The sequence below is a fragment of the Streptomyces sp. NPDC059248 genome, assembly GCF_042753905.1.
Classification (GTDB): Bacteria; Actinomycetota; Actinomycetes; order Streptomycetales; family Streptomycetaceae; genus Streptomyces.
The window spans coordinates 24,735-51,096 of sequence record NZ_JBHYZV010000050.1 but is presented as its reverse complement, the minus strand read 5'-3'; the positions used below and the strand labels follow the sequence as shown (position 1 = coordinate 51,096).

The 26,362-nt window shown below is 73.4% G+C and carries 25 protein-coding genes; 11 read left to right on the top strand and 14 right to left on the bottom strand.

Going from position 1 to position 26,362, the window contains the following annotated elements; translation table 11 throughout:
- Positions 1-88: 88 nt before the first annotated feature.
- The 5 genes from ACFXG1_RS21670 to ACFXG1_RS21650 all read right to left on the bottom strand — a co-directional run bounded on the left by ACFXG1_RS21670 (position 89) and on the right by ACFXG1_RS21650 (position 6,087).
- Positions 89-1,126 (bottom strand): ABC transporter permease, encoded by a 1,038-nt coding sequence (locus tag ACFXG1_RS21670; protein WP_384717504.1) that lies wholly within the window; start codon positions 1,124-1,126, stop codon positions 89-91.
- Complete coding sequence (locus tag ACFXG1_RS21665; protein ID WP_384717501.1) at positions 1,123-2,646, bottom strand: sugar ABC transporter ATP-binding protein; 1,524 nt, start codon at positions 2,644-2,646, stop codon at positions 1,123-1,125. Before ACFXG1_RS21665 ends, ACFXG1_RS21670 begins: the two co-directional genes overlap by 4 nt.
- A 427-nt stretch (positions 2,647-3,073) precedes the next feature.
- Positions 3,074-4,255: an ROK family protein gene (locus ACFXG1_RS21660; protein WP_384717498.1), complete on the bottom strand. Its 1,182-nt coding sequence runs from the start codon at positions 4,253-4,255 to the stop codon at positions 3,074-3,076.
- 205 nt (positions 4,256-4,460) lie between these two features.
- A complete protein-coding gene (locus tag ACFXG1_RS21655; RefSeq protein WP_384744155.1) occupies positions 4,461-5,030 on the bottom strand; it encodes an NUDIX domain-containing protein in 570 nt (189 codons plus the stop codon).
- 109 nt (positions 5,031-5,139) lie between these two features.
- On the bottom strand, positions 5,140-6,087 hold the full coding sequence (locus ACFXG1_RS21650; protein WP_384744153.1) for a beta-ketoacyl-ACP synthase III: 948 nt from the start codon (positions 6,085-6,087) through the stop codon (positions 5,140-5,142).
- 310 nt (positions 6,088-6,397) lie between these two features.
- On the opposite strand from ACFXG1_RS21650, the gene fdhD reads away from it, so the two are divergent.
- Both fdhD and ACFXG1_RS21640 read left to right on the top strand, forming a co-directional pair.
- Positions 6,398-7,243, top strand: a complete 846-nt coding sequence (gene fdhD, locus ACFXG1_RS21645; RefSeq protein WP_384720477.1) for a formate dehydrogenase accessory sulfurtransferase FdhD — start codon at positions 6,398-6,400, stop codon at positions 7,241-7,243.
- Positions 7,244-7,596: 353 nt separating this feature from the next.
- The gene (locus ACFXG1_RS21640; RefSeq protein ID WP_384720474.1) at positions 7,597-9,420 is read left to right on the top strand and encodes an AMP-dependent synthetase/ligase; all 1,824 of its coding nucleotides are present in this window, start codon (positions 7,597-7,599) and stop codon (positions 9,418-9,420) included.
- A gap of 69 nt (positions 9,421-9,489) precedes the next feature.
- On the opposite strand, the gene ACFXG1_RS21635 is transcribed toward ACFXG1_RS21640, so the two are convergent.
- Positions 9,490-10,329 (bottom strand): endonuclease/exonuclease/phosphatase family protein, encoded by an 840-nt coding sequence (locus tag ACFXG1_RS21635; RefSeq protein ID WP_384744167.1) that lies wholly within the window; start codon positions 10,327-10,329, stop codon positions 9,490-9,492.
- 197 nt (positions 10,330-10,526) lie between these two features.
- Here ACFXG1_RS21635 and ACFXG1_RS21630 point away from each other — a divergent pair, with 197 nt between their 5' ends.
- From ACFXG1_RS21630 to ACFXG1_RS21620, 3 genes are all read left to right on the top strand, one after another.
- Positions 10,527-11,576, top strand: a complete 1,050-nt coding sequence (locus tag ACFXG1_RS21630; RefSeq protein WP_384744150.1) for an LLM class flavin-dependent oxidoreductase — start codon at positions 10,527-10,529, stop codon at positions 11,574-11,576.
- A gap of 210 nt (positions 11,577-11,786) precedes the next feature.
- Positions 11,787-12,614, top strand: coding sequence for an aldo/keto reductase (locus ACFXG1_RS21625; protein WP_384744148.1), 828 nt, complete (start codon positions 11,787-11,789; stop codon positions 12,612-12,614).
- 89 nt (positions 12,615-12,703) lie between these two features.
- Entirely contained in the window at positions 12,704-13,156 is a 453-nt protein-coding gene (locus ACFXG1_RS21620) for an RICIN domain-containing protein (protein WP_384723408.1), read from the top strand.
- A gap of 28 nt (positions 13,157-13,184) precedes the next feature.
- Here the strand turns inward: ACFXG1_RS21620 and ACFXG1_RS21615 are convergent, their stop codons facing one another.
- Together ACFXG1_RS21615 and ACFXG1_RS21610 are read right to left on the bottom strand one after the other, a co-directional pair.
- Entirely contained in the window at positions 13,185-14,081 is an 897-nt protein-coding gene (locus ACFXG1_RS21615; protein ID WP_384723411.1) for a class I SAM-dependent methyltransferase, read from the bottom strand.
- A gap of 64 nt (positions 14,082-14,145) precedes the next feature.
- A complete protein-coding gene (locus tag ACFXG1_RS21610) occupies positions 14,146-15,108 on the bottom strand; it encodes a cupin domain-containing protein (protein WP_384744146.1) in 963 nt (320 codons plus the stop codon).
- A 137-nt stretch (positions 15,109-15,245) separates the two neighbouring features.
- Between ACFXG1_RS21610 and ACFXG1_RS21605 the strand changes: the two genes are divergently transcribed.
- Positions 15,246-16,079, top strand: a complete 834-nt coding sequence (locus ACFXG1_RS21605; RefSeq protein ID WP_384721795.1) for an NmrA family NAD(P)-binding protein — start codon at positions 15,246-15,248, stop codon at positions 16,077-16,079.
- 20 nt (positions 16,080-16,099) lie between these two features.
- Here ACFXG1_RS21605 and ACFXG1_RS21600 read toward each other — a convergent pair whose 3' ends face one another.
- A complete protein-coding gene (locus ACFXG1_RS21600; RefSeq protein WP_384721798.1) occupies positions 16,100-16,405 on the bottom strand; it encodes a 4a-hydroxytetrahydrobiopterin dehydratase in 306 nt (101 codons plus the stop codon).
- Between the two features lie 133 nt (positions 16,406-16,538).
- A complete protein-coding gene (locus ACFXG1_RS21595; RefSeq protein WP_384744144.1) occupies positions 16,539-18,113 on the bottom strand; it encodes an ATP-dependent DNA ligase in 1,575 nt (524 codons plus the stop codon).
- Positions 18,114-18,474: 361 nt separating this feature from the next.
- Here ACFXG1_RS21595 and ACFXG1_RS21590 point away from each other — a divergent pair, with 361 nt between their 5' ends.
- A complete protein-coding gene (locus tag ACFXG1_RS21590) occupies positions 18,475-19,092 on the top strand; it encodes a hypothetical protein (RefSeq protein ID WP_384744142.1) in 618 nt (205 codons plus the stop codon).
- A 96-nt stretch (positions 19,093-19,188) separates the two neighbouring features.
- Positions 19,189-19,995 carry a helix-turn-helix domain-containing protein gene (locus ACFXG1_RS21585; RefSeq protein ID WP_384744140.1) on the top strand — a complete coding sequence of 269 codons (807 nt, stop codon included), beginning with the start codon at positions 19,189-19,191 and terminating at the stop codon, positions 19,993-19,995.
- A gap of 146 nt (positions 19,996-20,141) precedes the next feature.
- Here ACFXG1_RS21585 and ACFXG1_RS21580 read toward each other — a convergent pair whose 3' ends face one another.
- Complete coding sequence (locus ACFXG1_RS21580; protein WP_384744138.1) at positions 20,142-20,570, bottom strand: hypothetical protein; 429 nt, start codon at positions 20,568-20,570, stop codon at positions 20,142-20,144.
- Positions 20,571-20,833: 263 nt separating this feature from the next.
- Between ACFXG1_RS21580 and ACFXG1_RS21575 the strand changes: the two genes are divergently transcribed.
- Positions 20,834-21,313, top strand: coding sequence for a peroxiredoxin (locus ACFXG1_RS21575; RefSeq protein ID WP_384719153.1), 480 nt, complete (start codon positions 20,834-20,836; stop codon positions 21,311-21,313).
- Positions 21,314-21,404: 91 nt separating this feature from the next.
- Here ACFXG1_RS21575 and ACFXG1_RS21570 read toward each other — a convergent pair whose 3' ends face one another.
- The 3 genes from ACFXG1_RS21570 to ACFXG1_RS21560 all read right to left on the bottom strand — a co-directional run bounded on the left by ACFXG1_RS21570 (position 21,405) and on the right by ACFXG1_RS21560 (position 24,485).
- Positions 21,405-21,593 carry a hypothetical protein gene (locus tag ACFXG1_RS21570; protein ID WP_384719151.1) on the bottom strand — a complete coding sequence of 63 codons (189 nt, stop codon included), beginning with the start codon at positions 21,591-21,593 and terminating at the stop codon, positions 21,405-21,407.
- A gap of 116 nt (positions 21,594-21,709) precedes the next feature.
- A complete protein-coding gene (locus tag ACFXG1_RS21565; protein ID WP_384719149.1) occupies positions 21,710-22,072 on the bottom strand; it encodes a hypothetical protein in 363 nt (120 codons plus the stop codon).
- A gap of 190 nt (positions 22,073-22,262) precedes the next feature.
- On the bottom strand, positions 22,263-24,485 hold the full coding sequence (locus tag ACFXG1_RS21560; RefSeq protein WP_384719155.1) for a phage holin family protein: 2,223 nt from the start codon (positions 24,483-24,485) through the stop codon (positions 22,263-22,265).
- 404 nt (positions 24,486-24,889) lie between these two features.
- Here ACFXG1_RS21560 and ACFXG1_RS21555 point away from each other — a divergent pair, with 404 nt between their 5' ends.
- Both ACFXG1_RS21555 and ACFXG1_RS21550 read left to right on the top strand, forming a co-directional pair.
- Complete coding sequence (locus ACFXG1_RS21555) at positions 24,890-25,669, top strand: MBL fold metallo-hydrolase (protein ID WP_384744135.1); 780 nt, start codon at positions 24,890-24,892, stop codon at positions 25,667-25,669.
- A 41-nt stretch (positions 25,670-25,710) separates the two neighbouring features.
- Positions 25,711-26,334: a DedA family protein gene (locus tag ACFXG1_RS21550; protein WP_384724043.1), complete on the top strand. Its 624-nt coding sequence runs from the start codon at positions 25,711-25,713 to the stop codon at positions 26,332-26,334.
- Positions 26,335-26,362 lie beyond the last annotated feature (28 nt).

Below are 26,362 nucleotides of genomic sequence, written 5' to 3'. Positions count from 1 at the left end.
CGGGTGGTGAGGGTGGGTTGGTACGAAAGCCGGAAGACGGGAGACGGAGTACGGGAGACGGGGTACGGGCGGGCGCGCCGGGGACCGGTCAGGTCTCGCCGCGGCGGCGCAGGGTCTGGTGCTGGATCAGGACCGCGACGACGATGATCGCCCCCTTGGCGATCTGCTGGACGGCGGTCTCCAGGTTGTTGAGGGCGAAAATGTTGGTGATCGTGGTGAAGATCAGGACCCCGAGTACGGAGCCGACGATGGTGCCGCGACCGCCGCTGAGCAGGGTGCCGCCGATGATGGCCGCGGCGATGGCGTCCAGCTCGTACAGGTTGCCGTTGGTGTTCTGGCCCGAGCCGGAGAGCACGACCAGCATGAACGCGGCGATGCCGCAGCACAGTCCGGAGAGCAGATAGAGATAGAGCCGCTGGCGGCGGACGTCGATCCCGGCGAGCCTGGCGGCCTCGGGATTGCCGCCGACGGCGAAGGTGCGGCGGCCGAACGTGGTCCGGTTGAGCACCAGCCAGCCGATCACCACGACCGCGGCGAAGATCAGCACCAGCGGTGGGATCCCCAGCACATAGGCGTCCTTGACGCCCAGGTCGAGGACGGATTCGACGGTGACGATCTGAGTCTTGCCGTCGGTGATCTCCAGGGCGAGGCCGCGGGCGGAGGCGAGCATCGCGATGGTGGCGATGAACGGGACGAGTCCGCCGTAGGCGATGAGCAGCCCGTTGACGAGTCCGGCGCCGAGTCCGACGGCGATCGCGGTGAAGAGGATGCCCGCGAAGCCGTACTCCTGGGTGGCGACGGTGGTCGCCCAGACGGAGGCCAGGGCCACCATCGCGCCGACGGAGAGGTCGATCCCGCCGCTGGTGATCACGAATGTCATACCGACGGTGACCACACCGATGATCGACGCCTGGGTGAGGACCAGTTGGAGATTGCTGATGGCGAGGAACTCGTCCGGCTTGGTGGTGCCGCCGACGACGATCAGGGCGGCGAGGACGCCGAGGAGGGAGAGGTTGCGGATGTCGAGCCGCAGCCCGGCGGCCGGCCCGGAACCCTTCTTCGCGGGCGGTGGTGTCTTCACGAGGCTCGGCGCGTCCTGGCGCGCCGCGGATGCGGGCTGCGTCATGCCGTCGGGTTTCCTTCCATCACGAGATCGAGGACTCGGTGTTCGTCGAGGTCGCGGGCGTCGGCCGTGTGCACGACGCTGCCCTCGCGCAGCACCAGTACGCGATCGGCGAGACCCAGCACCTCGGGCACTTCACTGGAGACGAGGAGTACGGCGAGGCCCTCGTCGGCCAGCCGCCGGATCACGGCGTACAGCTCGGCCCGCGCGCCGACGTCGACGCCCCGGGTGGGCTCGTCGAGGAGCAGGACCCGGCAGCCGCGGAGCAGCCAGCGGGCGAGGACGGCCTTCTGCTGGTTGCCGCCGGAGAGGGTACGGACGGGGACGTCCGGGTTGTCGGGGCGCAGGGACAGCTCTTTGACGGCCCGATGGGCGGCGGCGCGTTCGGCGGTCCTGTCGATCCAGCCGGCGCGGGCGAACCGGGAGAGTGTGGAGACGGAGACGTTACGGGTGACGGACTCGGTCAGCAGCAGGCCCTGGGCCTTGCGCTCCTCGGGGGCGAGGCCGATCCCGGCGGTGACGGCGGCCCGGACGCTGCCGGGGCGCAGGGGGCGTCCTTCGACCAGGACGCGTCCGGCGTCGGGCTTCCGGGCCCCGTAGATCGTCTCCAGGATCTCGGAGCGGCCCGAGCCGACGAGTCCGGCGAGGCCGACGATCTCCCCGGGGCGCAGTTCGAGGTCGACGGGGGCGAACTCACCGGCCCGGGTGAGCCCTTCGACCCGCAGCACGGGTTCGGCGCCGGCCGGGGCGGGGGTCTCGGGCCTGGGCGGGAAGACGTACTCGACCTTGCGGCCGGTCATCAGGGCGACGACCTCGTTCGTCGGGGTCGATTCGGCGGGCAGTCCCCCGGCGACGGCCCGGCCGTCCTTGAGGACGGTGACCCGGTCGCCGATCCGGCGGATCTCCTCAAGACGGTGCGAGATGTAGACGACCGCGACGCCGTCGGCGGTGAGGTCGGCGACGATCCGGAAGAGGTTGGCGACCTCGTCCGGGTCGAGGGCGGCGGACGGCTCGTCCATCACGATCAGGCGTACGTCGTGGGAGAGCGCGCGGGCCATGGAGACGATCTGCTGCTGGGCGGCGGAGAGCCGGCCGACCGGGGCGGCCGGGTCGATCTCCGGATGGCCCAGGCGCTGGAGCAGTCGGGCGGTGGCGGTCCTGGCCACACCGCCTCTGATCACGAACCCGGCGGCGGTGGGTTCGTGTCCGAGGTGGACGTTCTCGGCCACGGACAGGCCCTCGACCAGGTCGAGTTCCTGGTAGATGGTGGCGATACCGAGCCGCATGGCGGCGATCGGGGAGCGCAGCCGGACGGCGTCGCCGCGCCAGGTGATGGTGCCGTCGTCGGGCTGGTGGACCCCGGCGAGCACCTTGATCAGGGTGGACTTGCCCGCGCCGTTCTGGCCGAGGAGGCAGTGGACCTCACCGGCCGCGACCTCCAGGTCCACGCCGTCGAGCGCGCGGACGCCGGGGAACGACTTGGTGATCCCGGACATGGTGAGCAAGGGCGGTTCTGGTGCCATGGCTAATCCCCTCGGCGGGTACGGCCGCCGCGCGGGCGCGGGGGCGCGTCGTGCGCGGGACGCGATGCTGAACGGCGTGCGTCTGGTACGTGTGGGGGGGCTCGTGCGGTACGGGGGCGCGGTCCGCCGGGGTGACCGGTCGGCGGGCGCGCGCGGGAGTGTGCCGGTCCCGGCCGATGGGGTGGTACGAGGGTGGAGGCCGCGTGGTGGCACGTGTTACCAACGGCACGACCGGGCTGTTCCCGGTGGTGCGCGGACGGGGTTTCGTCGGGTGAGGTGAGGGTGAGGGTGGATGACGGGCGGACGGACGGACGGGCTGTGCGGTTGTGTCGCGCGGCTCGGGTGCTGTGTGGTGCGCGAGTGTCGCGTGGTGGTGCGGGCGGGGTCGTACGGGTGGTTCCGTCGTGCCGGTCGTACGGCGCCGGGATCAGGCCGGCGAGAACAGGTGGTCGCTGATGAGCCGGGCCGCGCCGATGACTCCGGCGACGGCGCCCAGCTCCCCCAGGACGATGGGGAGGTTGCCGGTGGCCAGAGGGAGCGACCGGCGGTAGACCTGGGTCCTGACGGCGGCGAGCAGATTGTGACCGAGACCGGTCACCCCGCCGCCGATCACCACGAGACCCGGGTTGAAGAAGCTGACGAGACCCGCGATGACCTGGCCGACGCGGTTGCCGCCCTCGCGGATCAGCTCCAGGGCGGCGGTGTCCCCGGCGGACGCGGCGGCGGCCACGTCCACGGCGGTCAGCCGGCCCGAGGCGGCGAGTCGTTCGGCGAGTTCGGGTGAGCGTCCGGCGCGGGCCGCCTCCTCGGCGTCGCGGGCGAGCGCGGCACCGCTGAAGTGGGCCTCCAGACAGCCTTTGTTGCCGCAGGCGCAGGCCCGGCCGTAGGGGTCGACCTGGATATGGCCGATGTCCCCGGCGCTGCCGGTGGTCCCGCGGTAGACCTCGCCGCCGACGACGATGCCGCAGCCGATACCCGTACCGATCTTGACGCAGAGGAAGTCCCCGACGGAGCGGGCCACTCCGGCGTGCTGTTCGCCCATGGCCATCAGGTTCACATCGTTGTCGACCATGACCGGACAGCCCAGGTCCTGGCTGAGCGCCTCCCGGACCGGGAAACCGTCCCAGCCGGGCATGATGGGCGGCGCGACCGGGACGCCCTCGGGGTAGCGGACGGGTCCGGGGACCCCGATGCCCGCGCCGTCGAAGCCCTCGGCGAGACCGGTGGCCTTCAGCTTGGCGGCCATCGCCAGGACCTGCTCGAAGACCGCGACCGGGCCGTCGCGGACGTCCATCGGGTGGTTGAGGTGGCCCAGTACCTCCAGTTCGGCGTTGGTGACGGCGACATCGACCGAGGTCGCGCCGATGTCGACACCCAGGAAGCGGAGTTCGGGGGCGAGCCGGATGTTGTGGGAGCGGCGCCCACCGCGGGAGGCGGCCAGACCGTCCGCGACGACGAGACCGGTCTCCAGCAGCCGGTCGACCTCGACGGCCAGTTTGGAGCGGGAGAGGTCCACCAGATCGCCGAGCTGGGCCCGGGAGCTGGGCCCCTCGTCGCGCAGCAGCCTGAGCAGCCGTGCTTGGTGCGCGTTCGCGGGTCGAGCGGTCATGCGTCTCAATGCCCCTCCCCTCCCCCGGCCGACGGCGTGGGGACCCCTCGGTCCTGATGGATCAGGCTTTCGTCTTTCGAGGGGAACGTAGCAGCGCTTTCTCCAAGGGGGAAGAACTTGAGCAGAGTTCCATGGCAACTTTCTCCACGCACGGGACAAAGGCGGGGGCGTGCAAGGACGATCGCACCTCCTGGCCGTACGCCCCTCACCTCGGCCCGCCCGATCCGGCCTCGTCGTCGCGCTCGCCCTTGCCATCGCTGTCGCTGTCGGCACCGGGAGTGTCGGGGACATCGGGGGCGGAGGCGGTGCCGGCCTCGCCCGTCAGCGCGGCCAGTCGGTCGAGGAAGACCACCTGCCCCGCGACCAGGAGTCGGCGGGCCTTCGCCGGGTCCACCCACGCCACCCGGTCGATCTCGTCGTACAACTGGATCCGGCCGGAGTGCGGCGGCCACTCCATGGTGAAGCCGCCCGGCTCGATCAGCTCCGGATCGAGATCGCCCGCCACCGCCCAGAGCGTGACGATCTTCCCGTTGGGCTGGCGCGCCTCCCCCAGGTCGCGCCAGCCGCCGTCGGGCGGGGCGATCCCCAGCTCCTCCTCGAACTCGCGCCGGGCCGCCGCCCTGGGCGTCTCGTCGTCCCCGTACTGCCCCTTCGGGAACGACCAGGCCCGTTCGTCCTTGTTCGCCCAGAGGGGCCCGCCCATATGACCGATGAGGACCTCGGTCCGCCCGTCCCGTTCCCGGTACAGCACCAGCCCGGCGCTCCGCATCACCATGCGGCCAGTCTGCCGGGCGACGGCCCCGCCGGGGCCGGAATCGCCCGGCGCGCGCGGGCCGGACCCCGAGTGGCGGGGTCGGGGAGCGGAAGTCGGGGAGCGGGGAGGATCAGGGGCAGCGGACGATCTGGCCCGCGTACGAGAGGTTGCCGCCGAAGCCGAAGAGGAGCACCGGGTCACCGGTGGTGATCTCGCCCCGCTCCACGAGCTTGGAGAACGCCATCGGGATCGAGGCGGCGGAGGTGTTGCCGGAGTCCACGACATCGCGGGCGACCACCGCGTTCACCGCGCCGATCCGGCGGGCCACCGGCTCGATGATCCGCAGATTGGCCTGGTGGAGGACGACGGCCGCGAGATCGACGGGGTCGACACCGCCGCGCTCGCAGACCTGCCGGGCGATCGGCGGCAGCTGCGTGGTGGCCCAGCGGTAGACCGTCTGGCCCTCCTGGGCGAACCGCGGCGGGGTTCCTTCTATCCGTACGGCGTTCCCCATCGTGGGGACCGATCCCCACAGCACGGGACCGATACCGGGCTCGCCGTCGCCGTCCACCGCCTCCAGGACGGCGGCGCCCGCGCCGTCGCCGGTCAGCACGCAGGTGGTGCGGTCGGTCCAGTCGGTGACCGCGGTCATCTTGTCGGCGCCGATCACCAGCGCCCGCCGGGCGGAACCGGCGCGGATCGCGTGGTCGGCGGTGGCCAGGGCGTGGGTGAACCCGGCACAGACGACATTGAGGTCCATCACGGCGGGCGAGCTCATACCGAGCCGGGCGGCGACCCGGGCGGCCGTGTTCGGGGAGCGGTCGATCGCGGTGGAGGTGGCCACCAGGACCAGGTCCACGTCGTCGGGGGCGAGCCCGGCCCCGGCCAGCGCCTTCGCCGCGGCCCCCGCCGCCAGGTCGTCCACGGGCTCGTCGTCGCCCGCGCGGTGCCGGGTGCGGATGCCCACCCGGGAGCGGATCCACTCGTCACTGGTGTCCACGAGGGCCGCGAGGTCCTCGTTGGTGAGCACGGACGCGGGCTGGTGATGCCCCAGTGACGCGATACGCGATCCGGTCATCGGCGGGTGTCCCTTTCCACGGCGGTCGAACCCCCAGTTTTCGGGGCTACCACCTGGTACGACGGCGGGTGATCCGACAGGATTCGCCCCCGGTTTTCTGTAGCTTTCCGAAGGAGCCGATACGGCGTACGCAGCGTGCGGGGTCCGTTCGGGGTCCGTGCGGGGTCCGTTCGGGGTCCAAAGGAGCGGCGGAACGAGCCGGAGGGCGCCTCCATCGGAGACGGTACGGCACCCGGCGCGGGCCGCGGAGCGCGTACCGGAGAATGGTCCGCGCAACGCTTCGTATCGACGACATCGGGAGTGATCACCCATGGGACGGGTCACCGAGCGCCGCCGGACCCTCCGGATCAGGGACGGTGTCGTGTCCACCCGGCCCGACACCTTGGTCGCCGAGGAGCCGCTGGAGATCCGGCTGAACGGCGAACCGCTGGCGATCACGATGCGCACCCCCACCGGCGACGACTTCGCCCTCGCCACCGGTTTCCTGGTGAGTGAGGGCGTCATCGGGGCGGCGGGAGACGTGACGCGGGTCCTGTACTGCGCGGGGGCGACGGCGGAGGGCGTGAACACCTACAACGTGGTGGATGTGAAGCTCGCGCCGGGTGTCCCGCTGCCCGACTTCCAGCTGCGGCGCAATGTGTACACCACGTCGTCGTGCGGTCTGTGCGGCAAGGCGAGTCTCGACGCCGTCCGGACCAGGACCAGGTTCCCGATCGCCGACGGGCCCCGGGGGTGGCTCACCCCGGCGCTGCTCGCGGGGCTGCCGGACCGGCTGCGGGCCGCCCAGCGGGTCTTCGACGCCACCGGCGGGCTGCACGCGGCCGGTCTGTTCTCGGAGACCGGTGAGCTGCTGGACGTCCGGGAGGACGTGGGGCGGCACAACGCGGTGGACAAGCTGGTCGGCCGGGCGCTGCGGAACGACGGCCTGCCGCTGTCCCGCACGATCCTCCTGGTGTCGGGGCGGGCCTCGTTCGAGCTGGTCCAGAAGGCGGTGATGGCCGGGATCCCGGCGCTGGCGGCGGTATCCGCGCCGTCGTCGCTCGCGGTGGACCTGGCGGCGGAGTCCGGGCTGACACTGGTGGGCTTTCTGCGCGGCGAGCGGATGAACATCTACACGGGGACGGAGCGGATCGCCGTCGACGGCGCGGAGGACTGATCCGGAACCTGACCCGGACCTGCCCTGGATCGGGTGGTGTGCGCCCCGATCCGCGCCGCACACCACCAGGGCGTACGAGCGGGAACGCGCGCCCCCGTATATCCCGCTGTGCGCCCCAACGGGAGGTAAAGCTCGGCAAAGCGGGAGTGTCCCGACGGGTCGGATTCCGTGGAGATTTCGTCCCACGCGGGCCGCCGAGCGGGGCGAATGCCGCCCATGCCCTCCGTATTCCCCGCCTTCCCCGGCCTGACCTGCGCCGACGCCATTGGTTCAAAGTTCTGCAAGGCCGTCGCCAGGGGCTGATCCGTGGGGTACGGTCGCGGCGCTGTGCGGAGCGCCACAAGGAGCAGCCATTGCGCGAGTTCACTGTCCCCCCGCTCGACGCGCCCCCGCTGATCGGTGGACTGGCCGACGCGGTGTTCGACCGCGCCGACCGGGTTCCCGAGCGGGTCGCCCTCTGCCGCAAGGACGCGACGGGATCCTGGGAGGAGGTGACAGCGGAGCGCTTCCGCGACGAGGTGCTCGCCCTCGCGAAGGGCCTGATAGCCGACGGTGTGCGGTTCGGCGACCGGGTCGCGCTGATGTGCCGTACGCGCTACGAGTGGACCCTCTTCGACTTCGCGCTGTGGACCGTCGGCGCCCAGTCCGTCCCGATCTATCCGACGTCCTCCCGTGAGCAGGTCTTCTGGATACTGCAGGACGCCGAGGTCTCCGCCGCCCTCGTGGAGCACGAGGACCACGCGATGACCATAGGGTCGGTGATCGCGCGGCTGCCGCTGCTGAAACGGCTCTGGCAGCTGGACGCGGGCGTGGTCGACGATCTGACCGCCGCCGGGGAGCGGATCGCGGACGAGGTGGTGCACCGGCACCGGCGGGCGGTGACCCCGGACTCCACGGCGACCGTCGTCTACACCTCGGGCACGGTCGGCCGGCCCCGGGGCTGTGTGATCACCCATGCCCATCTCATGTTCGAGTGCGACACGCTGGCCCTCCACTGGGCGCCCGCGTTCCGCGGCAAGGGCGGCGATGCGCCGTCGACCCTGCTGTTTCTGCCGCTGGCGCATGTCTACGGCCGGATCGTGCAGGTCGCGGCGGTACGCCACGGGGTCAGGCTGGCCCACCAGCCCGCGGTCACCGGCGAGCCGCTGCTGACGGATCTGGCGGGGTTCCGGCCCACGTTCGTCCTCGCCGTGCCGTACGTCTTCGAGAAGGTCTTCGCCTCGGCCCGGCGCCGGGCGGAGCGCGAGGGCAGGCTGGCCGCCTTCGACCGGGCCGTGGAGGTGGCCGTACGGTACGCGGAGTGTCTCGAACAGCGGGCCTTCGGCCTCGGGCCCGGCCCGTCGGCGGCGCTGCGGGTACAGCACCAGATGCTGGACCGGTCGGTCTACGCCAAGCTGCGGGAGGCGTTCGGGGGCCGGGTGCGGCACGCCATGTCCGGGGGTTCGGCGATGGACCGGCGGCTGGGGCTCTTCTTCGAGGGCGCGGGCATCACGATCCTGGAGGGGTACGGACTCACCGAGACCACGGGCGCGGCGACCGGCAACCCGCCGGGGCGGATCAAGTACGGCACGGTCGGGCGGCCCGTGCCGGGGACGACCGTCCATATCGCGGAGGACGGCGAGATCTGGCTGCGCGGCCCGCACGTCTTCGCCGGGTACCACTCCGATCCGGCCGCGACGGACGAGGTGCTGCACGACGGCTGGCTGGCGACCGGCGACCTCGGGTCGCTCGACGACGACGGCTATCTGACGATCAGCGGCCGGAAGAAGGAGGTCCTGGTCACCTCGGGCGGCAAGAGCGTGTCGCCGCTGGCGCTGGAGGAACGGGTCAGGAGCCATCCGCTGGTGTCGCAGTGTCTGGTGGTGGGCGACGACCGGCCGTTCGTGGCGGCGCTGATCACCGTGGACCAGGAGGCCGTGGACCACTGGCTGGCGATGCGCCGTCAGCCACCGCTGTCACCGGCCGACCTCGTCCGCGACCCGGAGCTGGAGAAGGAGATCAGGCGGGCCGTGGTGACGGCCAACACGCTGGTGTCCCAGGCCGAGTCGATCCGGACGTTCCGGATCCTGGCCTACCCCTTCTCGGAGGAGCAGGGGCTGCTCACCCCGTCCCTGAAGCTGCGTCGGCACGCGATAGAGGAGGCGTACGCGGCGGAGGTCGACGCGCTCTACCGGTGACAGGGCTCTACCGGGGACGGGGCTCCCCGGCGTACCGGGGAGCCGTACCCGCCGCTCGTCGGCGGGGTGTCACGGCCGTACGGCGTCCGGGTGCAGATCGGCGACGACGGCGGCGTGGTCGGAGGGCCAGACCCCGTCCACGGGCCCGTCACCGGCCCGCCGTACGGTCCGCACCCGGCCGGGGCGGCCGGGTCCCGGCGGGCCGACGAGCACGTAGTCGATCCGGGCGCTGAGCGGAAAGCCCCGGGCGACGTACGGATTGGCGGCGTCCCAGGTGGCGTCGGGTGCCGCCGGGTCGGCGTAGTGCTCCCAGGCGTCGAGGAGCAGCAGCCGTCCGGCGGCGGGCGCGGTCCGGATACCGCCCAGGAGCCGCATCTCGTCCGCGTCGGGCAGGGCGTTGAAGTCGCCGGTCACGACCGGCGGGAAGGCATGTCCCGCGCCGCGCCGTACGACCAGTTCGCCGAGGGCCCTGACCTGGGCGCACCGTACGGCCGACTCATGGGGCGAGGAGTTGAGATGCGTGGTGAACAGGGGCAGGTCGCCGGTGGGTGTCCCGATCAGGGTGTGCAGGGCGATCCGCCCGTCGTCCGTACTGCCCGGGGCGGGCAGGGGCGCCACCTCCCGGTGGCGTACGGGCCAACGGCTCAGGACGGCGAGTCCGACGTCGTACGCCCGCTCGGCGGGGGCGCGCCCGTGCCAGCGGTCCGGCTCGCCGTACGGCGCGAACTCGGCCCGCAACCCCAGTTCGGCGCCGAGCCACCCGGCGAGACAGTCGCCGCCGCCGTCGGACCACGCCTCCTGGAGGGTGACCACATCGGGCTCCAGCTCCCGCAGCACGGCGAGCACGGCATCCCGGCGCCGTAGCGGATCCTCGAAGCGCCACCACACGTTCCACGTCACGATTCTCACCACACCGGCCAGTGTGCCCGAGCGCCCCGCGCCGGCGGATACCGGGCCGCGGCCTTTGGTCCTCGCGGGCGACGGCACCATCACGGCGGCAGACGGGTGGGGCGCAAGGGACGGAAGGAACGGGAGGAACGGCGAGAACCGGCCGGAAAGCGACGAGTCCGATGGCGGGGCCCTGTCACCGCTCCCACAATGCCCGCATGAAATTCAGCTACGCGCTCCTCCCCGACCATGCCGTCGCGGACGCCATCGAGACCATCGAACTCGCCGACGAGCTGGGGTTCTACGCCTGCTACGCGGCCGACGAGACCTGGCACAAGGACCTGTGGGTGCTGTTCGCGGCGGCCGCGGGCCGGACCCGGTCGATCCGGCTCGGGCCCAGCGTCTCGCCGATGCTGCTGCGGGAGCCGACCCATGTGGCGCAGGCGCTGGCCACGCTCGACGAGGTGTCGGGCGGGCGGGCCGAGGCGGTGCTGTCGAGCGGGAACACCGGGCTGCTGGAGCAGTACCGGATCGATCCGGCCGGGATGAAGCCGCTGTCGCGGACCAAGGAGGCCCTGCATGTGGTGCGGACCCTGCTGGACGAGGGGACCATCACCTTCGACGGCGAGTTCTACTCCTACGACGGTCTGTTCACCTTCGCCCGGCCGGTGCAGGAGCGGGTACCGCTGAAACTCGGCGGGATGCGGGGGCCGCGTACCTTCGAGGCCGCCGGGGAGCTCTCCGACGGCTGCCACCACGCGCTGAGCTACACCCGGGAGGCGTACGCCTACATGGTGGAGCATCTGCGGATCGGTGCCGAACGGGCGGGCCGGGACGTGGCATCCCTGGACATCGGCGCCTGGGTGGTCTTCGCCACGGCGGAGGATTCCGCCACGGCCCGGGAGGCGGCGCGCAGCATGGTGGGGATCTACGCGTCGGCGATGTCCGACGAACAGCTCCGGCGCAACGGGGTGGACCCGGCGGAGCTGAAGCCGGTGGTGGACGCGATCAGGGCCGGGGACCTGGCCCGCGGTATCGAGCTGACGTCACCGGAGGTGACCGAGCGGCTCTCGGTGTCGGGGACGCCCGAGGAGTGCGCGGCGAAGATCCGCGACGAGATCGCGGCGGCCGGGGTCAACCATCTGATCTGCGGGGTGACGGACCGGACGCTGGTGAAGGCGTTCGCCGACCGGGATCTGCCGGAAGTGCCGGGGGCGCGGGAGCAGCTGCGGCTGATCCACGACCGGATCATGCCCGCGCTCACCTGACCGGCGGCGCGGGCGGGGGCCGCGATACGGGACGGGGAGCGGGCGGCCCCGCCGCCGGGCCGCCGCCCGTCCCGTGGGAGGGTCGGGGGCGTTCCGGCGGGCGCCGGACATGCCGACCCGGGGCCGATCCCGTTCCATGAGGGGATACGCCCCCGGGTGACGGCCCGGCGCCCCCGGCGGATCCCCCGAGCAGACAAGGACGCGTCCCACGTGAGCAAGGTCCCCACCATCACCCTGAACAACGGCGTCGAGATGCCCCGGCTCGGGTTCGGTGTCTGGCAGGTCCCCGACGACGAGGCGGTACGGGCGGTCGGTACGGCCATCGAGGCCGGGTACCGCAGTATCGACACGGCCGCCGTGTACGAGAACGAGACGGGCACCGGACAGGCCATCGCGGCCTCCGGGGTGCCCCGCGGCGAGCTGTTCGTCACCACCAAGCTCTGGAACTCCGACCAGGGGTACGACGCCGCGCTGCGCGCCTTCGACGCGTCCCTGGCCCGCCTCGGCACCGACTACGTCGACCTGTATCTCATCCACTGGCCGGTACCGCAGCGGGACCGGTACGTGGAGACCTGGCGCGCCTTCGAGAAGATCCTCGCCGAGGGCCGGGCCCGTGCGATCGGCGTGTCGAACTTCCTGCCCGAGCATCTGGACCGGCTGGTCGGGGAGAGCTCGGTGGTCCCGGCGGTCAACCAGATCGAGCTGCACCCCCAGTTCCAGCAGGCCGCGTCGCGGGCCGCGCACCAGCGGCACGGTGTGGTCACCGAGGCCTGGTCCCCGCTGGGCCAGGGCAAGGGGCTGCTGACGGTGCCCGCCGTGGCCACGGTGGCGCGCAAGCACGACCGCACCCCGGCACAGGTGGTGCTCCGGTGGCACCTCCAGACGGGGAATGTGGTCATCCCGAAGTCGGTGACGCCGTCCCGGATCCGGGAGAACATCGACGTCTTCGGCTTCGAACTCGACGACGACGACCTGGCGGCCTTCGCGGCGCTGGACGAGGGACGGCGCCTGGGCCCCGACCCGGCGGCCTTCGGCTGAAGGGACAACTCCGCCCGGGCGCGGGCGGCACGGCGCGCCCGGCTTCTCGTACGATCGGTCATCGGATCACGAACGAGGGGTACGGGACGTTGAGCGGGGCTTTCACACCGGGCAGATATCTGCTGCGCAATGTCGGCAGCGGGCTCGTCCTGGAGGTGTACGGCGGGGTCAAGGGGAGCGGCGCGGTCGTCCAGCAGGCGGTGGAGACCGGGGAGCCGGTCCAGCAGTGGCTGGTCGAACCGGTGCCGAACGGCAACGGTCTCCACCACTTCGTGAACGCCGCGAGCGGCAAACGCCTCGACGTCGCCGACGCCTCCACCGAGAACGGTGCCCGGATCCAGCAGTGGCGCCCGAACAACTTCGGCGCCCAGGAATGGGTCATCGAATCCCTGGTGGAGGCGCCCGGGACGTACGCGGTCGTCAGCTTCGTCAGCGGGCTGCTGCTGGAGGTCGCCGACGGCAGCGGGGAGCCGGGGGCCCGGGTCCAGCAGTGGGAGGACACCGACGGGGCGCACCAGCAGTGGCGGCTCGACCCCGTGTGACGCGGCTCCCCCGTCGGCGGGCGCTGCGTCAGCCGCGGCGGCCGGTGTGGACCGTCCGCGCGGCCAGCAGGAAGACATCGGGCCGGGTCGCGAGCCCCTGCGGGTCGTCCGGGTCCAGCAGCCGGTCGATCACCTTGAGGTCGTCCTCGTCCAGATACGGCTCGGCCGACTCGCGCCGCCGGGCCAGGGCCTGGGCCACGTGCTCCCGCGCCGTCTCGGGCAGCGGCGCGGGCAGGTCGAGCAGGAAGGACTTGGTCCCGCCCGCGGTCAGGCCCACGCCCGCCAGCATCGCCCGCCAGTCCTCCGGCTCGTCCTTGACGCCGGGCAGGGCCGCCCGCATCTCGGCGAACCAGAGGCTGTGCGCGCCGTCGATCCGGGCTTCGATACCGGGCCGTCCGATGCCGATGTCCCGCGGCAGATGACGGGGCTGCAGTCCGCCCTCGACGACGGCGAGCAGCCCGCCGGGCCGCAGCAGTCCGGCCAGTCCCGCCAGGGCCGCGCGCTGGTCGCCGATGTGGTGGAGGGAGTCGCCGGCCCAGATCACATCGGCCGTGCCCAGGGCGCCGAGACCGTCGGGGAGTTCGGCGTGTACGGCCCGGAAGCGGTCGCCGTAGCCGGTCCGGACGGCCCGTTCGGCGGCCCGGTCCAGCAGCTCGGGCGTGGCGTCGACGGCGACGACCTCGGCGTACGGGAAGACCTCGGCGAGCAGGGCGGTCAGGACGCCGGGTCCGCTGCCGACGTCCAGTACCCGGCGGACCGCGCCCGCCGGGATCTGCCCCGCGAGCCAGCCGGCGGCCTCGCGGTACAGGGGTCCGTTCAGCTCGGCGCCCTGCTCCAGCAGCGGCGTCATGACGTTCCAGTCGATCCGGGTGCTGTCGTGGTGGTGCCCGTGGCGGGCCGGGCCCTGGTGATCGTTTCGGCTCATGCGGACAGAGTGACCCGCCGTCGCCGTTCCGGCGAACTTTGTTGCGACTTCGGCAAACCCCGGTTCAGCCGGACACCGCACCGGCATGGGCCGGAAGGCCGCTGTTCCGGTACTCCTGGGGGCTGATGCCGCGGACCCGTTTGAAGGCCGCGCTCAGGGCGAAGGAGCCGCTGTAGCCGACCTTCCGGGCGATCGCGTCGACGGTCGCGTCCGACTGCCGCAGCAGATCGGCCGCGAGATCGAGGCGCAGCCGGGTCAGATAGGCCATCGGGGGCTCTCCCACCAGTTCGTGGAAGCGGCGGGCGAGGCCCGCGCGGGACACCCCGCACTTGGCGGCGAGCGACGCCACCGTCCACGGATGGGCCGGGTCGTCCCGCATCAGCCGCAGGGCCTGCCCGGTGACGGGGTCGCCCATGGCCCGGTACCAGGCCGGGGCGTGCGCCTCGGGCCGGGAGAACCAGGAGCGCAGCGCCACCACCAGCAGCAGATCGAGCATCCGGTCCAGCATCACGCTCTGCCCCGGCTGGTCCTTGCCGATCTCGTCCTCCAGCAGTGGGAGGAGGGGGCAGGTCCACTCGTCGGCCGTGAGATGCGCGAGCGGCGGCAGGGCGGCGAGCAGCCGCGCGTCGACCTCGCCCGCCATGGGGTAGGTCCCGATCTGCATCACATCCCGGCCGCCGGGGTCGTTGCCCCAGGTCCGCACGCCCATCGCCAGGGTCTCGTGGAGGGGCTCGCCCCACGGCGAGCGGCAGGCGCCGCCGGGGCCGATCAGGGCGCCCGGCGGGGTGTCGGGGTGGTCGGCGACGGTGTACGGGGCGGGGCCGCGGACGATGGCCGCGTCGCCGGGGCGCAGCAGCACCGGCTCGCCCTCGTCGGGAACGATCCAGGCCGCGCCCTCCGTGGCGCACATCAGGGTCAGCGGCGCCCGGTCCTCGACCCGTACCGACCACGGCGGCTCCATCACCATCCGCAGCAGGAAGGCGCCCCTGGCCCGGGGGCCGTCCAGCAGTCCGGCGAGTACGTCCATCCGTTCAGGGTAGAGCCACCGCGGCCGGAACACGGCGGGACGGGAGCCGCGCACCGGGGAGGAGGCTGAGACGAACGCGTATGCCGCTGAGTCCCTGACGCATGGAGGGCCGGGCCCGCGACCGCCAGGCTGGGGGCATGACACAGAACACGCAGAACACGCCCGCGACGGTCCTGGTGACGGCGGCGACCGGGAAGACCGGGCACCGGGTCGCGGCACGGCTGACGGCGGCGGGCCTGACCGTCCGGGCCGGGTCCCGTACCGGGGACACCGTCTTCGACTGGACGGCCCCGGCGACCTGGGCCCCGGCGCTCAAGGGCGCCGACCTGGCCTACGTCAACTACTTCCCCGACCTGGCGGCGCCCGGCGCGCCCGAGGCGCTGCGGGCCTTCGGCCGGGCGGCCGCCGACGCCGGGGTGCGCCGTCTGGTGCTCCTCTCGGGACGGGGCGAGCCGGACGCGGTGGCGTCGGAGAAGGCGCTGCGCGAGTCGGGCGTACCGCTCACGGTGGTGCGGGCGTCGTTCTTCGCGCAGAACTTCAGTGAGGGCCCGATGGCGGAGGGGCTCGACCGGGGCGAGATCGTCTTCCCGGCCGGGGAGACCGCCGAGCCGTTCATCGACGCCGAGGACCTGGCGGACGTGCTGGTGGCGGCCCTCGTCGAGGACCGGCACAGCGGTCGGACGTACGAGGTCACCGGGCCGCGGCTGCTGACCTTCGCGGAGGTGGCGGCGGAGATCTCCCGGGCGTCGGGGCGCGGGGTCGTCTATGTCCCGGTGCCGGGCGAGGCGTACCGGGACGCGCTCCGGCAGGCGGGGCTCCCGGAGGCGGACGCGGCCTGGGTCGCCGACCTCTTCGTGATGCTGCTGGACGGGCACAACGCGAGCACGACGGACGGGGTGCGGGAGGTCATCGGCCGGGAGCCGCGCGACTTCGCCGAGTTCGCCGACCGGGAGTGGGGCGGCGGGAACTGACGGTGCGCCGGAGCGGTCCCTCAGTCCGCTCCGTGGGCGGGCGCCGCGTCGTGGATCCGGCGGGCGAGGTCGAAGTCCTTGCCGGTCACGGCGCCGCCCGCGTCATGGGTGCTGACGGCGACGGTCACCGTGTCGTATCCCAGGGTCAGATCGGAGTGGTGGTTCAGCTCGTCCTGGACGCGGGCGACATGGAGGGTGAAGGCGGCCGCCGCGAAGTGGGAGGCGAGCCGGTAGCGCCGGGTGAGGCGGCCGTCGGCGACGGACCAGCCGGTCAGGTCGCGCAGCCGGTCCTCGATCTCCCGGTCGGTGAGGGGTTCTGCGGGCACGGCGGGTTCCTCTCGTCGGCGGCGGGCCGCGGCCCGCGGTATGCGGGGCGCGGGCGCGGGCCCGCGACGTACGGGATACGGGTGTACGGGCCTACGGGCCGCGGCGGGGATGCTTCCCCGTACCGGCGCAGTATCAACCGCCCGGCCCGTCCGGCGCCGGTGGCCCGCCGGTCCCGGGGGTGCCGAGGACCCGTTCGACGGTGTCGGCGTCGGCGGCCGTCTTGTCGGGGCGGTGGCGCACCACCCGGGCGAACCGCAGGGTGACGCCCGCCGGGTAGCGGGACGAGCGCTGGACGCCGTCGTACGCGATCTCGACGACCAGCTCGGGCCTGACCCGTACGGTGAACCCGTCGTCGGAGACCGCCAACTCGCCCAGTCGCCCGGTCTGCCATCGCAGCATCTCGTCCGTGAGGCCCTTGAAGGTCTTCCCGAGCATCACGAAGGAGCCGTCGGCGCCCCGGGCGCCGAGGTGGAGGTTGGAGAGCAGACCGGTACGGCGGCCGTGGCCCCGTTCGGCGGCGAGCACCACCAGATCGAGGGTGTGGACGGGTTTCACCTTGAGCCAGGAGCGGCCGCGGCGGCCCGCGGCGTAGGGCGCGTCCTCGGCCTTCACCAGGACCCCTTCGTGGCCGCGGGCCAGGACGTCGGCGAGGAAGTCCTCGGCGGCGGCCCGTTCGGCGGGGTCGGCCGGGTCGGTGACGACCAGCCGGCGGACCAGCGACGGCCCGGGGAAGAGCCCGGCGAGTACGGTACGGCGGTCGGCGCCCGGCAGATCGAGGGTCTCCTCGCCGTCGGCGGCGAGTACGTCGAAGAAGACCGGGGTCAGGGGCAGGGCGGCCCGGGCCGCCGCGACATCGGCGCGGGACCCGACCCGGGCGGCGATCCGCTGGAACGGGACGGGGCGGCCCGCCGGGTCCAGGGCGATGACCTCGCCGTCGACGACGAACCCGTCCCCGGCCGCGCCCAGGGCCGCCGTGACCACTTCCGGCAGCCGGTCCGTGATGTCGTCGAGCGACCGGGTGAAGACATGTACCGCGGATCCTTCGCGGTGGACCTGCACCCGGATTCCGTCAAGTTTCTCCTCGACCGCGCAGACGGTGCCGAGAGTCGTGACGGCCTCGGTGACGGAGGCCGCGGTATGCGCCAGCATCGGTAGCACGGGCCGGCCGACGCGCAGCCGGAACCGGCCGAGTGCGGCGGGCCCGTCGGCGAGGAGCGCGGCGGCGACCCGCGGCAGCGACCCGTCCAGCATCACGGCCCGGCGTACGGCCCCGGGCGCGGCCCCGCCGGCCCGCGCGACGGCCTCCGAGGCGACGGCGTCGAGCGCGCCCTGCCGTACCTCCCCCAGCAGCAGCCGGGTGAGGAACTCCTGCTCGGGCGCGGTCGCGGCGGCCAGCAGCCCGGTCAGTTCGCGGGCGCGTACGGCCCGGGAGCCGGGCCCGGTCGCCGCGGCGATCCCGGTCAGCGCGGCGTCGAGGGCGGCGACCGTCAGGGTGGGTTCCGCGGCCGGCGGCGGGCGGTCCTTCAGGGCGCTCCAGCCGATCCCGATCCGGCCTTGGGGCAGCCGTCCGGAGAGATAGGAGACGACACGGGCGGCCTCGTCGGGCGCGGTGTCCGCGAAGAGCCCGGCGAGGAGTTCGGTCTTACGGGACCGCGCGGAGGCGTCGGCCACGTCCCGGGACACCTCGGCGAGCCGTGCCAGCAGCATGCCGCCATCGTGCCCCCGGCCGGACCGGGCCGCACCCGCTGTGCCGGGCGCCGCGTGCGGGCGTGACCAGCCCGGACGGCCGCCCCGCCGGATACCGGACGGCCGCCGGCCGGCTGTCGCGCGGCAGGTGTCCGGCTGGGAAACGACGGGGAAACGGCAGGTGACACGCGACCGTCGCGTCGGGCGTGAGCTGGGAGATTGTGCAAGAACCTTGTCCAAAAAACTTGGAACCCCCCGGGGATCGGGTACGTGTGTGCGAAACCGTGGGTACCGTGTGGTCGCGTACCCGCGGCGGCCGGTCGCGGCGGACCCGGCGGCAGGCGGCGGGTTCGGCGGCGGTCGCCGGGCAGGAAGGAGCCGAGTGGGCGGCAAGAGCACCCGGAGTGCGATGCGCGAGCTGCGCGACGATCTGCGGAACGCGCTCGAACTGGCCCGGCCCGAGGGCCACCAGGAAGTGTTCGCGACCTTGTGCGAGCGGCTGACCGAGCGGCGGGGGCGGCCGGTGGTGCTGCGGCTGGTGGAGTTCCCGCCGGGGACGGCGAGCGGGCTCTATCTCGATATGACGGACCGGGACGTCATCTGTGTCCAGTCGAACACCCATCCCTTCCACCAGCTGGTGATCTTCGGGCACGAGGTGTGGCACATGATGGCCGGGCACGGCGGACGACTCCCGGCGGACCCCGGCCGCGCGGCTCCGGCCGAACCCGCCGAATCCGCCGCACCGGGCGGATCGGGCGGATCGGCGGCGCAGGTCGGGTCGGGTGGGGCCGCGGCGCAGGTCGGGCCGGGGGGCGCGGGCGCCGTACAGAGCCTGGCCGCCCGGACCGACTTCCGGCAGCGGCAGGAGACGGAGGCCGAGACCTTCGGCCTGGAACTCGGCTCCCATCTGCGCGGCTGGCTGGACGCCCCGCGCCGGTCGGCGCCGCGCAGCGCGCTGGCCCGGCGGATCCAGACGTCCCTGGGGCAGCACCGTCCTTGACCGAAGGGCCCGGCGGAGGTGTTGCGCCGGGTCCGGGACCGATCGCGGCCAGATCCCGCGAGCACGTCACCCACCTGGCGTATTACGGTCTGAGGTATGACAACTCTTGTGACCGCCACCGGTGTCGGCCCCCTGCTCCGGGGATGGCGGGAGCGCCGCGGAGTGAGCCAGCTCGATCTGGCCCTGCGCGCCGACTCGTCGGCACGCCACATCAGTTTCATCGAGACCGGGCGGTCGCGCCCGAGTGAAGACATGATCCTCCGGCTGGCGGATCAGCTGGACGTCCCCGTACGGGAGCAGAACGCGCTGCTCCTGGCGGGCGGTTACGCCCCCCGCTTCCCCGAGACGTCCCTCGACGATCCGTCGATGGAGGCGCTGCTGGAGGGAATGCAGCAACTGCTGCACGGCTACGACCCCTACCCGGCGGTCGTCGTGGACGGGCTCTACAACGTCGTCGCGGCCAACCTGGGCATGACCCGGCTGCTGGAGGGCGTCGCCCCGCATCTGCTGACGCCGCCGCTCAACGGGATGCGCATCACCCTCCACCCGGAGGGGCTGGCGCCGCGGATCCGCAATCTGCCGGAGTGGCGGCACCATCTGCTCCATCAGATGGACCGCCAGCTCGCGCTGGTCCGCTCGGACGCGCTGCGGGAGCTGTACGAGGAGGTGTCGGCGTATCCGGTGCCCGAGGCCGCCGAGGGCTGTGCGGGGGACGGGGAGTCGTCGGCGTACCCCTATCTGGCGCTGCCGATGGTGCTGGAGCACGACGGGCGGGTGCTGTCGCTGATCTCGTCGATCTCCACCTTCAACACGCCCATGGACGTGACGGTCTCCGAGCTGGCCATCGAGACGTTCCTCCCGGCCGACCCGGAAACGGTCGCCTACCTGCGCTCCTTCGTCTGAAGGCACCGCTCGGGGCACCGCTCAAGGCATCGCGCAAGGTATCGCTCGGGGCATCGCGCCGAAGGGCCCGGTGGAACTCCGCGCGGGGAGTTCCACCGGGCCCTTCGGTTCCGCCGGAGCCACCGGCCGGTGCCCCGGCCCGCTCGTCAGCGGGCGCCGGGGGCGGTCCGCAGCGCCGACCACTGGAGGACGGCGAACCCGCCGACCGTCAGGGCCTGCATGGGGATCCATACGGCGCCCGCGGTGGTGACGTCGTCCAACCAGAGGAACACCGACAGGACGCTCAGCAGGGCCCAGACGGCGTTGGCGTCGACGATCACCTTCACCGCGGCCGGGGAGGGCTCGGGCCGGGAGCCGACGAGTCCGACGCCGATCCCGAAGGCCACGAGGAAGACACCCAGCCCGAACAGGACCCCGCTGTCGACCCCGAGGAGCCGTCCCACGGGCCCGGAAGCGGCCACGTAGACCAGTCCGTTGACGCCGGTGACGACGGCGTCGAGGGCGAGGAAGCGGCGCAGGATCTCGGTGGTGTCGTCGGTGCGGGCGAGACCGGAGAGCAGGGCGGTTGCGGTCATGGGGTTCAGCCTCCATCGGGCGGCGGTCGGCCATCGGGCCAGTGGTCGGGGACCGGAGCCCGGGCGGAGTGCGCCGCCCGGGTTCCGGTGACTGAAGACTGCCGGTAGGGGCGGGGGCGGGTCGATTACGCGCCAGGTAATGCGCGGGGCCGGATTCCACCGCGGCCGTTCGGTTCGGCGTGGGGGTACGTATCGTCGGTACGCGCCGCTCGCGCGACGCGTCACCCCTCCGCCCGACCCGCCCCTCCTGAAGGAGACCACTCATGTCAGCCCTCGAACACGGCCGTCCGGTCCCCGGCTTCACCCTCCCGGGAGGGGTGCTGGCCGACGGGGAGTTCCACCGCGCCGACTACACACTGAACGGCGGTCCCGGGCGCCCCCTGGTGCTGGCGTTCTACCCGGGGGACGACACACCGGTCTGCACCAAGCAGCTGTGCTCCTACTCCAGCGGTCTGGAGGCCTTCACCGACTGCGGGGCCGAGGTGTGGGGCATCAGCCCCCAGGGCGTGGACAGTCATGAGGCGTTCGCCCGCAAGCACGGGCTGCGGTTGCCGCTCCTGGCCGACACGGACCGGGCCGTGGCACGGGCATACGGGGTGGCCGCCCCCGGGATCGGTCTGCGCCGCGCGGTCTTCGTCGTCGCCCCCGACGGGACGCTCCACTGGAAGCACACGACGCTGCTGGGCGCAACGTTCCAGTCGAAGGAGAAGCTGGCGGCGCGGCTCGCCGCCTTCACCTCGTGACCCGCCCGTCCGGCGGCCTCCCGGTCACGGGTCCCGGTCCGACTGATCGGCCGGCTGGTCGGCCGGCGTGGGACCGGCCGACCCCGGCGGGTCAGGCCGCGCCGTCGTCGGGGGCGCCGCGGGTCAGCAGCGGGGCCGGTTCGGCCCGGGACGCGGGCTCCTTCGGCTCACGGCCGTCGGCGGCGGTCCGCTGCCGCCGCCGGTCGTCCCGGTCCTCGGCGGCACGGGTGACCTCGGCGCGCAGCATGGCGTTCAGGGCGGCGAAAGGGTCGATGGGCATGGCGATACACCTCGGGTGTGGGAGGGGAACGCCGTTCTCGTCACCGGACGGCGGAGAACGGCCGACGGTCGGCTGAGACGGTCCGGGCGACGTTCCCGCCCGGCCGCACGGCGCCGTCAGCAGCGCAGCACCACACGCCGGCCGGCGGACGACGGGGACACCGGCGGCAGCACCCGCGGGCAACCCTTGCGCGGGCCTGCCGCGCCCGGCCGGACGCCCTGGCTCCGCGCGCCCCGGGCGGACCGGGCGCGTGAGCCCGGAGCCGCGGCCCCCACGGCCTCCTCCGTCTGCGCCGACGAGCCCGCGCCGTCACCGGAGGCCGAGACCGGGATCCGTGCCTCGGCGGCTTCCGTCGTCTGCGCCCCCGCCACCACGGACATCCCCAGCAGCGCGAGCAGCGCGACCGCCGCGGTCAGCGCGCCGCGCCACGCGACGACACGGACCGCGCGGCGTGGCGGGACGACCGGGGGCTTCTTCATGGGGCGCGACCTCCTGGACATGCGTCCAGTCCCCGCTATCGGCCCCGACACGGCAGTCCCCCGGCGGCAACCCCTCTCCCGGGGGACGCTCGTTAGCCCGATTCCCCCGTGGGAAACGCACCGTCACCACCCCGATGCCGCGCCCCGCCGGCCCCACCGGGCCCCGGCGTGTCGTACCGCGTCCCCGTCGCTACGACGACACGCCGCCCGCCGCTCCGGACCCACCGCCGGACACCCCGCCGCCGGCCGCAGCCGCGGACCCCGGCCCCGACTCCGACCCGGACTCCGACCGGGGCCCGGACTCCGGCTCCGGCTCACCCCCGGACTCCGATCCGGCCGCCTCGGACCCGGACCCGGAATCGGAACCGGGCTCGGGCCCGGAACCGGGCTCCGGCTCCGGCTCCGGCTCCGGCTCGTCGAGCGGTATCTGCGGGCCCGCGCACTCCCGCAGCCATCGGCGCAGCACCGTATGCACCTGCTCGGCCCCGACCAGTTCGGTACCGTCGGCGACCGGCGGCGAGAGTTCGGCGGAGGAGAGCAGGAACGGCTGCGACTGCTCACCGCCCAGACCGCCGTGCGAGCCGATCTGCGCCTCGAAGGCGTGGACCCGGCCGGTCTCGGGGTCGTACATCGAATTGATCATGATGTCGGCGACATGCGGGAACGTGTCCGTGCGCCGTACGGCATCGGCGGCGCCCCGGCCGAAGGCGGCCAGCGGACCGCGGTCGTCGGTCAGCTCGGCGACCGGCACCTCCGCCCCGCCGGGTCCGAGGACCACCGAGCCGTGCCGCTCGCTCCGCACCAGCAGAAAGCCGATACCGGGATGGTTGGCCAGGGTGCTCAGCAGCGCCGGGTGGCGGGCGTCGATCCGCTCCTTGCTCAGCCGCTCGGGCGTGTCGCAGAAGGAGACCAACGCGAGATTCCCCGACGCAAGCACCATCGGCTCCGAGCCGGACCCGGGCGGCCGCTCGTCACCGTCGCCGCCGTCCGCCGGCTCCCGGTGGAGCGCCGTCCGCAGCGCCACCCGCGCGGCCTCCCTCGCCTCCGCACCGCTTCTGGAACGCTCCGCCCGCCGTGACACGGGCAGTCCGCACCCGGCCCGGACGAGATCCTTCAACGTCAGCCCGTAAGCCCCCTCGAAGGTCTCGCCGGGGCTCTGGCCGTGGTCGGAGAGGAGCGTGATGTGATACGGGCGGGGTGTGTGCTCGGCGACCTTGGCGATCAGGGCGAGGGACCTGTCGAGCCGCTCCAGCACCCGGGCCGCGTCCCGGCTGTGCGGCCCCGAGTGGTGCGCCACCTCGTCGTACGCCACGAGATCGGCGTAGACCGCGGTCCGCCCCGCGAGCATGTCCCCCATGACGGCGGCGACCACGACATCCCGCTCGACGACCGTCGCGAAGGCCCGGATCAGCGGATACAGCCCGCCCCGCTTCACCCGGGGGCCGTCGTCGCGCAGCCGGGCCCGGATGGACTGGACGATCTCCCGGCCCACCTCGGCGACGAAGGATCCCGCGGTGCGGACGGCGTTCGCCGGGTCGGAGAAGTAGGCGAAGTACCCCGCGCGGGAGCGGTTGGCCCGGCCGCGCCGGGCGACGACCGTGAGCACCAGGGCCACCTGGTCGGCGCCGCCGCTGAACAGATTGCCCCGGCTGGCGCCGTCGAGGGTGAGCAGCCCGCCGTCCCCGGTCCGCTCGATCGCCCGGCGCTGGAGCTCCACGGCGCTGGCGGGGCGGTTGCTGACCATCATCCGGCCGGTGTCCTTCTCGTACCAACGGAAGGCGGGGACGTCGAAGGTGGTGCCGTGGAGGATGCCCAGTTGGCTCGCGCCGGTCTGGCTGGACCAGTCGGTGCGCCACGGCGTGAGCCGGTGGCCGGAGTCGAGCCAGCCCGCCACGGTCGGCATCAGTCCGTCCTTGGCCGCGCGCAGCAGCACCTCGTGGCCGACGCCGTCCAGCTGGAGGAAGACCATGCCGTGGCAGTCGTCGCACTCGCCGCCCTGGCGCCGTCGGCGGCGGGTCGCGAGCCGGGACAGCCGCCGCCGGTAGGCGTTGTCGTCGCGGACGGCGAGGGCCGTGGAGGTCGCCGAGGCCACCGCGGACATCACCGCGGCCACCACGACGGCGGTCTCCAGACCCACATCGCCCCGGCCGTCGGGGATCAGCCGCAGCGCGACCAGCAGCACCGATCCGTTGAGGAAGAAGACCAGCAGCCCCAGCACGAGTGTCGGCACGAGCAGCAGCGCCCGGACGACCAGCGGCCACACCAGCGCCGACAGCAGTCCGAAGGCGCCCGCGCCCCAGGCGGCGGTGAGCGCGGTCCTGGTGAGGCTGTCGCCGTCGGGGGCCTGGAGCCGGAAGTCGGGCAGGGCACCGGCCAGCGCCAGCATGGTGAGGGTGGAGACAGCCCACACCATGATCACCCTCAGCAGGGTGCCGCTCGCCCTGTGCCATCGGCCTTCGGTCACGCCCTGTTCACCCCGTACTCGTGCCGTGCTGTCCGTACGACCGGGCGCGCGGACAGCCCCCGCGGCCCGACGACCGCGGACCCGGCCCCGCGCCGGGCCTCCAGACTGGCACAGTCCCGGCCCGGCCCCGTTCCGCCTGTGGACAACTCCCGTCACCATCGGCCGGGCCCCGCTCCCACCGGGACGGGGGCGGCCCCCTTGAGTGATCGCAGTAGTGTGGGCGTGACAGGCCCCGCGCACCGGACCGGGCGGGCCCGCCCGGCGAACGGCGCACGGCGGGCGGTGGGTCGTCAGGAGTCGGCGGGAGTCGTCAGAAGTCGGCGGCGGAGTCGGCGGTCGTCGGGAGGGGGCGTGTGACGGTGGAGGTCACCTGGTGGGGACATGCCACGTGTACCGTCGAGGACTCCGGCACAAGGGTCCTCACCGACCCCCTTTTCGTCCGGCGTCTCGCGCATCTGCGCCGCCGGCGCGGGGCGGTACCGCCGCCCGAGGCGGCCGTCGCCGACGCCGTACTCGTCTCGCACCTCCACTCCGACCATCTCCATCTGCCGTCCCTGGCCCGGCTGGCGCCCGGGACCCGGCTGGTGGTCCCGCTCGGCGCGATCCGGGCGGTCCCCGCGCTCGCCCGCCTCGGCCTGCCGGTCACGGAGGTCGCGCCCGGTGACGAGACGACCGTCGGCGCGCTGACGGTACGCGCCGTACCCGCCCTCCACGACGGCCGCAGGATCCCCGTAGGACCCCGCCGCTCCCCCGCGCTCGGCTTCGTCGTCGAGGGCGAGGCCCGGACCTACTTCGCGGGCGACACCGGTCTCTTCGAGAGCATGGCCGACGAGGTGGGCCCGGTCGATGTGGCGCTGCTGCCGGTCGGCGGCTGGGGCCCGTTCCTGGGCCACGGCCATCTCGACGCGGGCCGGGCCGCGCAGGCGCTGGCCGCGCTCCGGCCGGGGGCCGCCGTCCCCGTCCACTACGGCACGTACTGGCCCATCGGCCTCGATCACGTCCGCCCGCACGAGTTCCACTCGCCGGGCGACGAGTTCGTCCGGCACGCGGCCCGGCTGGCGCCCGGGGTCTCCGTACACCGCCTCGGCCACGGGGAACACTTCAGACCCGGCCGTCCGGAGGCCTCCCGGTGAGTGCCCTCCTGACGGACCTCTTCGGACCGGTCTCCGACGCCATGAGAGCCCTGCCGTCCGAATCCACCCAGCAGGCCGTCGGCTACCCGTCCCTCTTCCTCCTGGTGACGCTGGGCGCGCTGGTGCCGGTGGTCCCGACCGGGGCGATCGTCAGCTCGGCCGCCGTGGTCGCCTTCCACCAGACCGATCCGCTGTCCCTGCTCTACGTCTTCCTCGTCGCGTCGCTCGCCGCCTTCATCGGCGATGTCACGCTCTACTGGCTGGGCCTGCGGGGGGTGCGCTCCCGCAACGGTTCGCGCTGGCTGGCGGAGATCCGGTCGCGGGCCGCGCCGGAACGTCTCGCCCAGGCCCAGGACAAGCTGGCGGAGCACGGCGTCACGGTCCTCGTCCTCTCCCGGCTGGTACCCGCGGGCCGGATCCCGGTGATGCTGGCCTGCCTCCTGGCCAGGATGCCGATGCGCTCCTTCATCCGCGGGAACGTTCCGGCCTGCCTGGCGTGGGCGGCGACGTACCAGCTCATCGGCATCCTCGGCGGCTCGCTCTTCGACAAGGCGTGGCAAGGTGTGGCCCTGGCCGTGGGCCTGACGGTCGTGATCAGCGGCGCGCCGGTGCTGTGGCGCCGGCTCCGCCACGGCCGGCCGGACTCGGCGGGCGGCACGGCCTGACCCGGTACGGCCTGACCCGGCGCGGCCT

What these genes read in the sequence shown, in the direction of transcription:
- ACFXG1_RS21670 (WP_384717504.1), bottom strand. Translation starts at nt 1,126, where the DNA reads ATGACGCAGCCCGCATCCGCGGCGCGCCAGGACGCGCCGAGCCTCGTG.
- ACFXG1_RS21665 (WP_384717501.1), bottom strand. Translation starts at nt 2,646, where the DNA reads ATGGCACCAGAACCGCCCTTGCTCACCATGTCCGGGATCACCAAGTCG.
- ACFXG1_RS21660 (WP_384717498.1), bottom strand. Translation starts at nt 4,255, where the DNA reads ATGACCGCTCGACCCGCGAACGCGCACCAAGCACGGCTGCTCAGGCTG.
- ACFXG1_RS21655 (WP_384744155.1), bottom strand. Translation starts at nt 5,030, where the DNA reads ATGGTGATGCGGAGCGCCGGGCTGGTGCTGTACCGGGAACGGGACGGG.
- ACFXG1_RS21650 (WP_384744153.1), bottom strand. Translation starts at nt 6,087, where the DNA reads ATGACCGGATCGCGTATCGCGTCACTGGGGCATCACCAGCCCGCGTCC.
- fdhD (WP_384720477.1), top strand. Translation starts at nt 6,398, where the DNA reads ATGGGACGGGTCACCGAGCGCCGCCGGACCCTCCGGATCAGGGACGGT.
- ACFXG1_RS21630 (WP_384744150.1), top strand. Translation starts at nt 10,527, where the DNA reads ATGAAATTCAGCTACGCGCTCCTCCCCGACCATGCCGTCGCGGACGCC.
- ACFXG1_RS21615 (WP_384723411.1), bottom strand. Translation starts at nt 14,081, where the DNA reads ATGAGCCGAAACGATCACCAGGGCCCGGCCCGCCACGGGCACCACCAC.
- ACFXG1_RS21610 (WP_384744146.1), bottom strand. Translation starts at nt 15,108, where the DNA reads ATGGACGTACTCGCCGGACTGCTGGACGGCCCCCGGGCCAGGGGCGCC.
- ACFXG1_RS21605 (WP_384721795.1), top strand. Translation starts at nt 15,246, where the DNA reads ATGACACAGAACACGCAGAACACGCCCGCGACGGTCCTGGTGACGGCG.
- ACFXG1_RS21595 (WP_384744144.1), bottom strand. Translation starts at nt 18,113, where the DNA reads ATGCTGCTGGCACGGCTCGCCGAGGTGTCCCGGGACGTGGCCGACGCC.
- ACFXG1_RS21585 (WP_384744140.1), top strand. Translation starts at nt 19,189, where the DNA reads ATGACAACTCTTGTGACCGCCACCGGTGTCGGCCCCCTGCTCCGGGGA.
- ACFXG1_RS21580 (WP_384744138.1), bottom strand. Translation starts at nt 20,570, where the DNA reads ATGACCGCAACCGCCCTGCTCTCCGGTCTCGCCCGCACCGACGACACC.
- ACFXG1_RS21575 (WP_384719153.1), top strand. Translation starts at nt 20,834, where the DNA reads ATGTCAGCCCTCGAACACGGCCGTCCGGTCCCCGGCTTCACCCTCCCG.
- ACFXG1_RS21570 (WP_384719151.1), bottom strand. Translation starts at nt 21,593, where the DNA reads ATGCCCATCGACCCTTTCGCCGCCCTGAACGCCATGCTGCGCGCCGAG.
- ACFXG1_RS21565 (WP_384719149.1), bottom strand. Translation starts at nt 22,072, where the DNA reads ATGAAGAAGCCCCCGGTCGTCCCGCCACGCCGCGCGGTCCGTGTCGTC.
- ACFXG1_RS21560 (WP_384719155.1), bottom strand. Translation starts at nt 24,485, where the DNA reads ATGGTGTGGGCTGTCTCCACCCTCACCATGCTGGCGCTGGCCGGTGCC.
- ACFXG1_RS21550 (WP_384724043.1), top strand. Translation starts at nt 25,711, where the DNA reads ATGAGAGCCCTGCCGTCCGAATCCACCCAGCAGGCCGTCGGCTACCCG.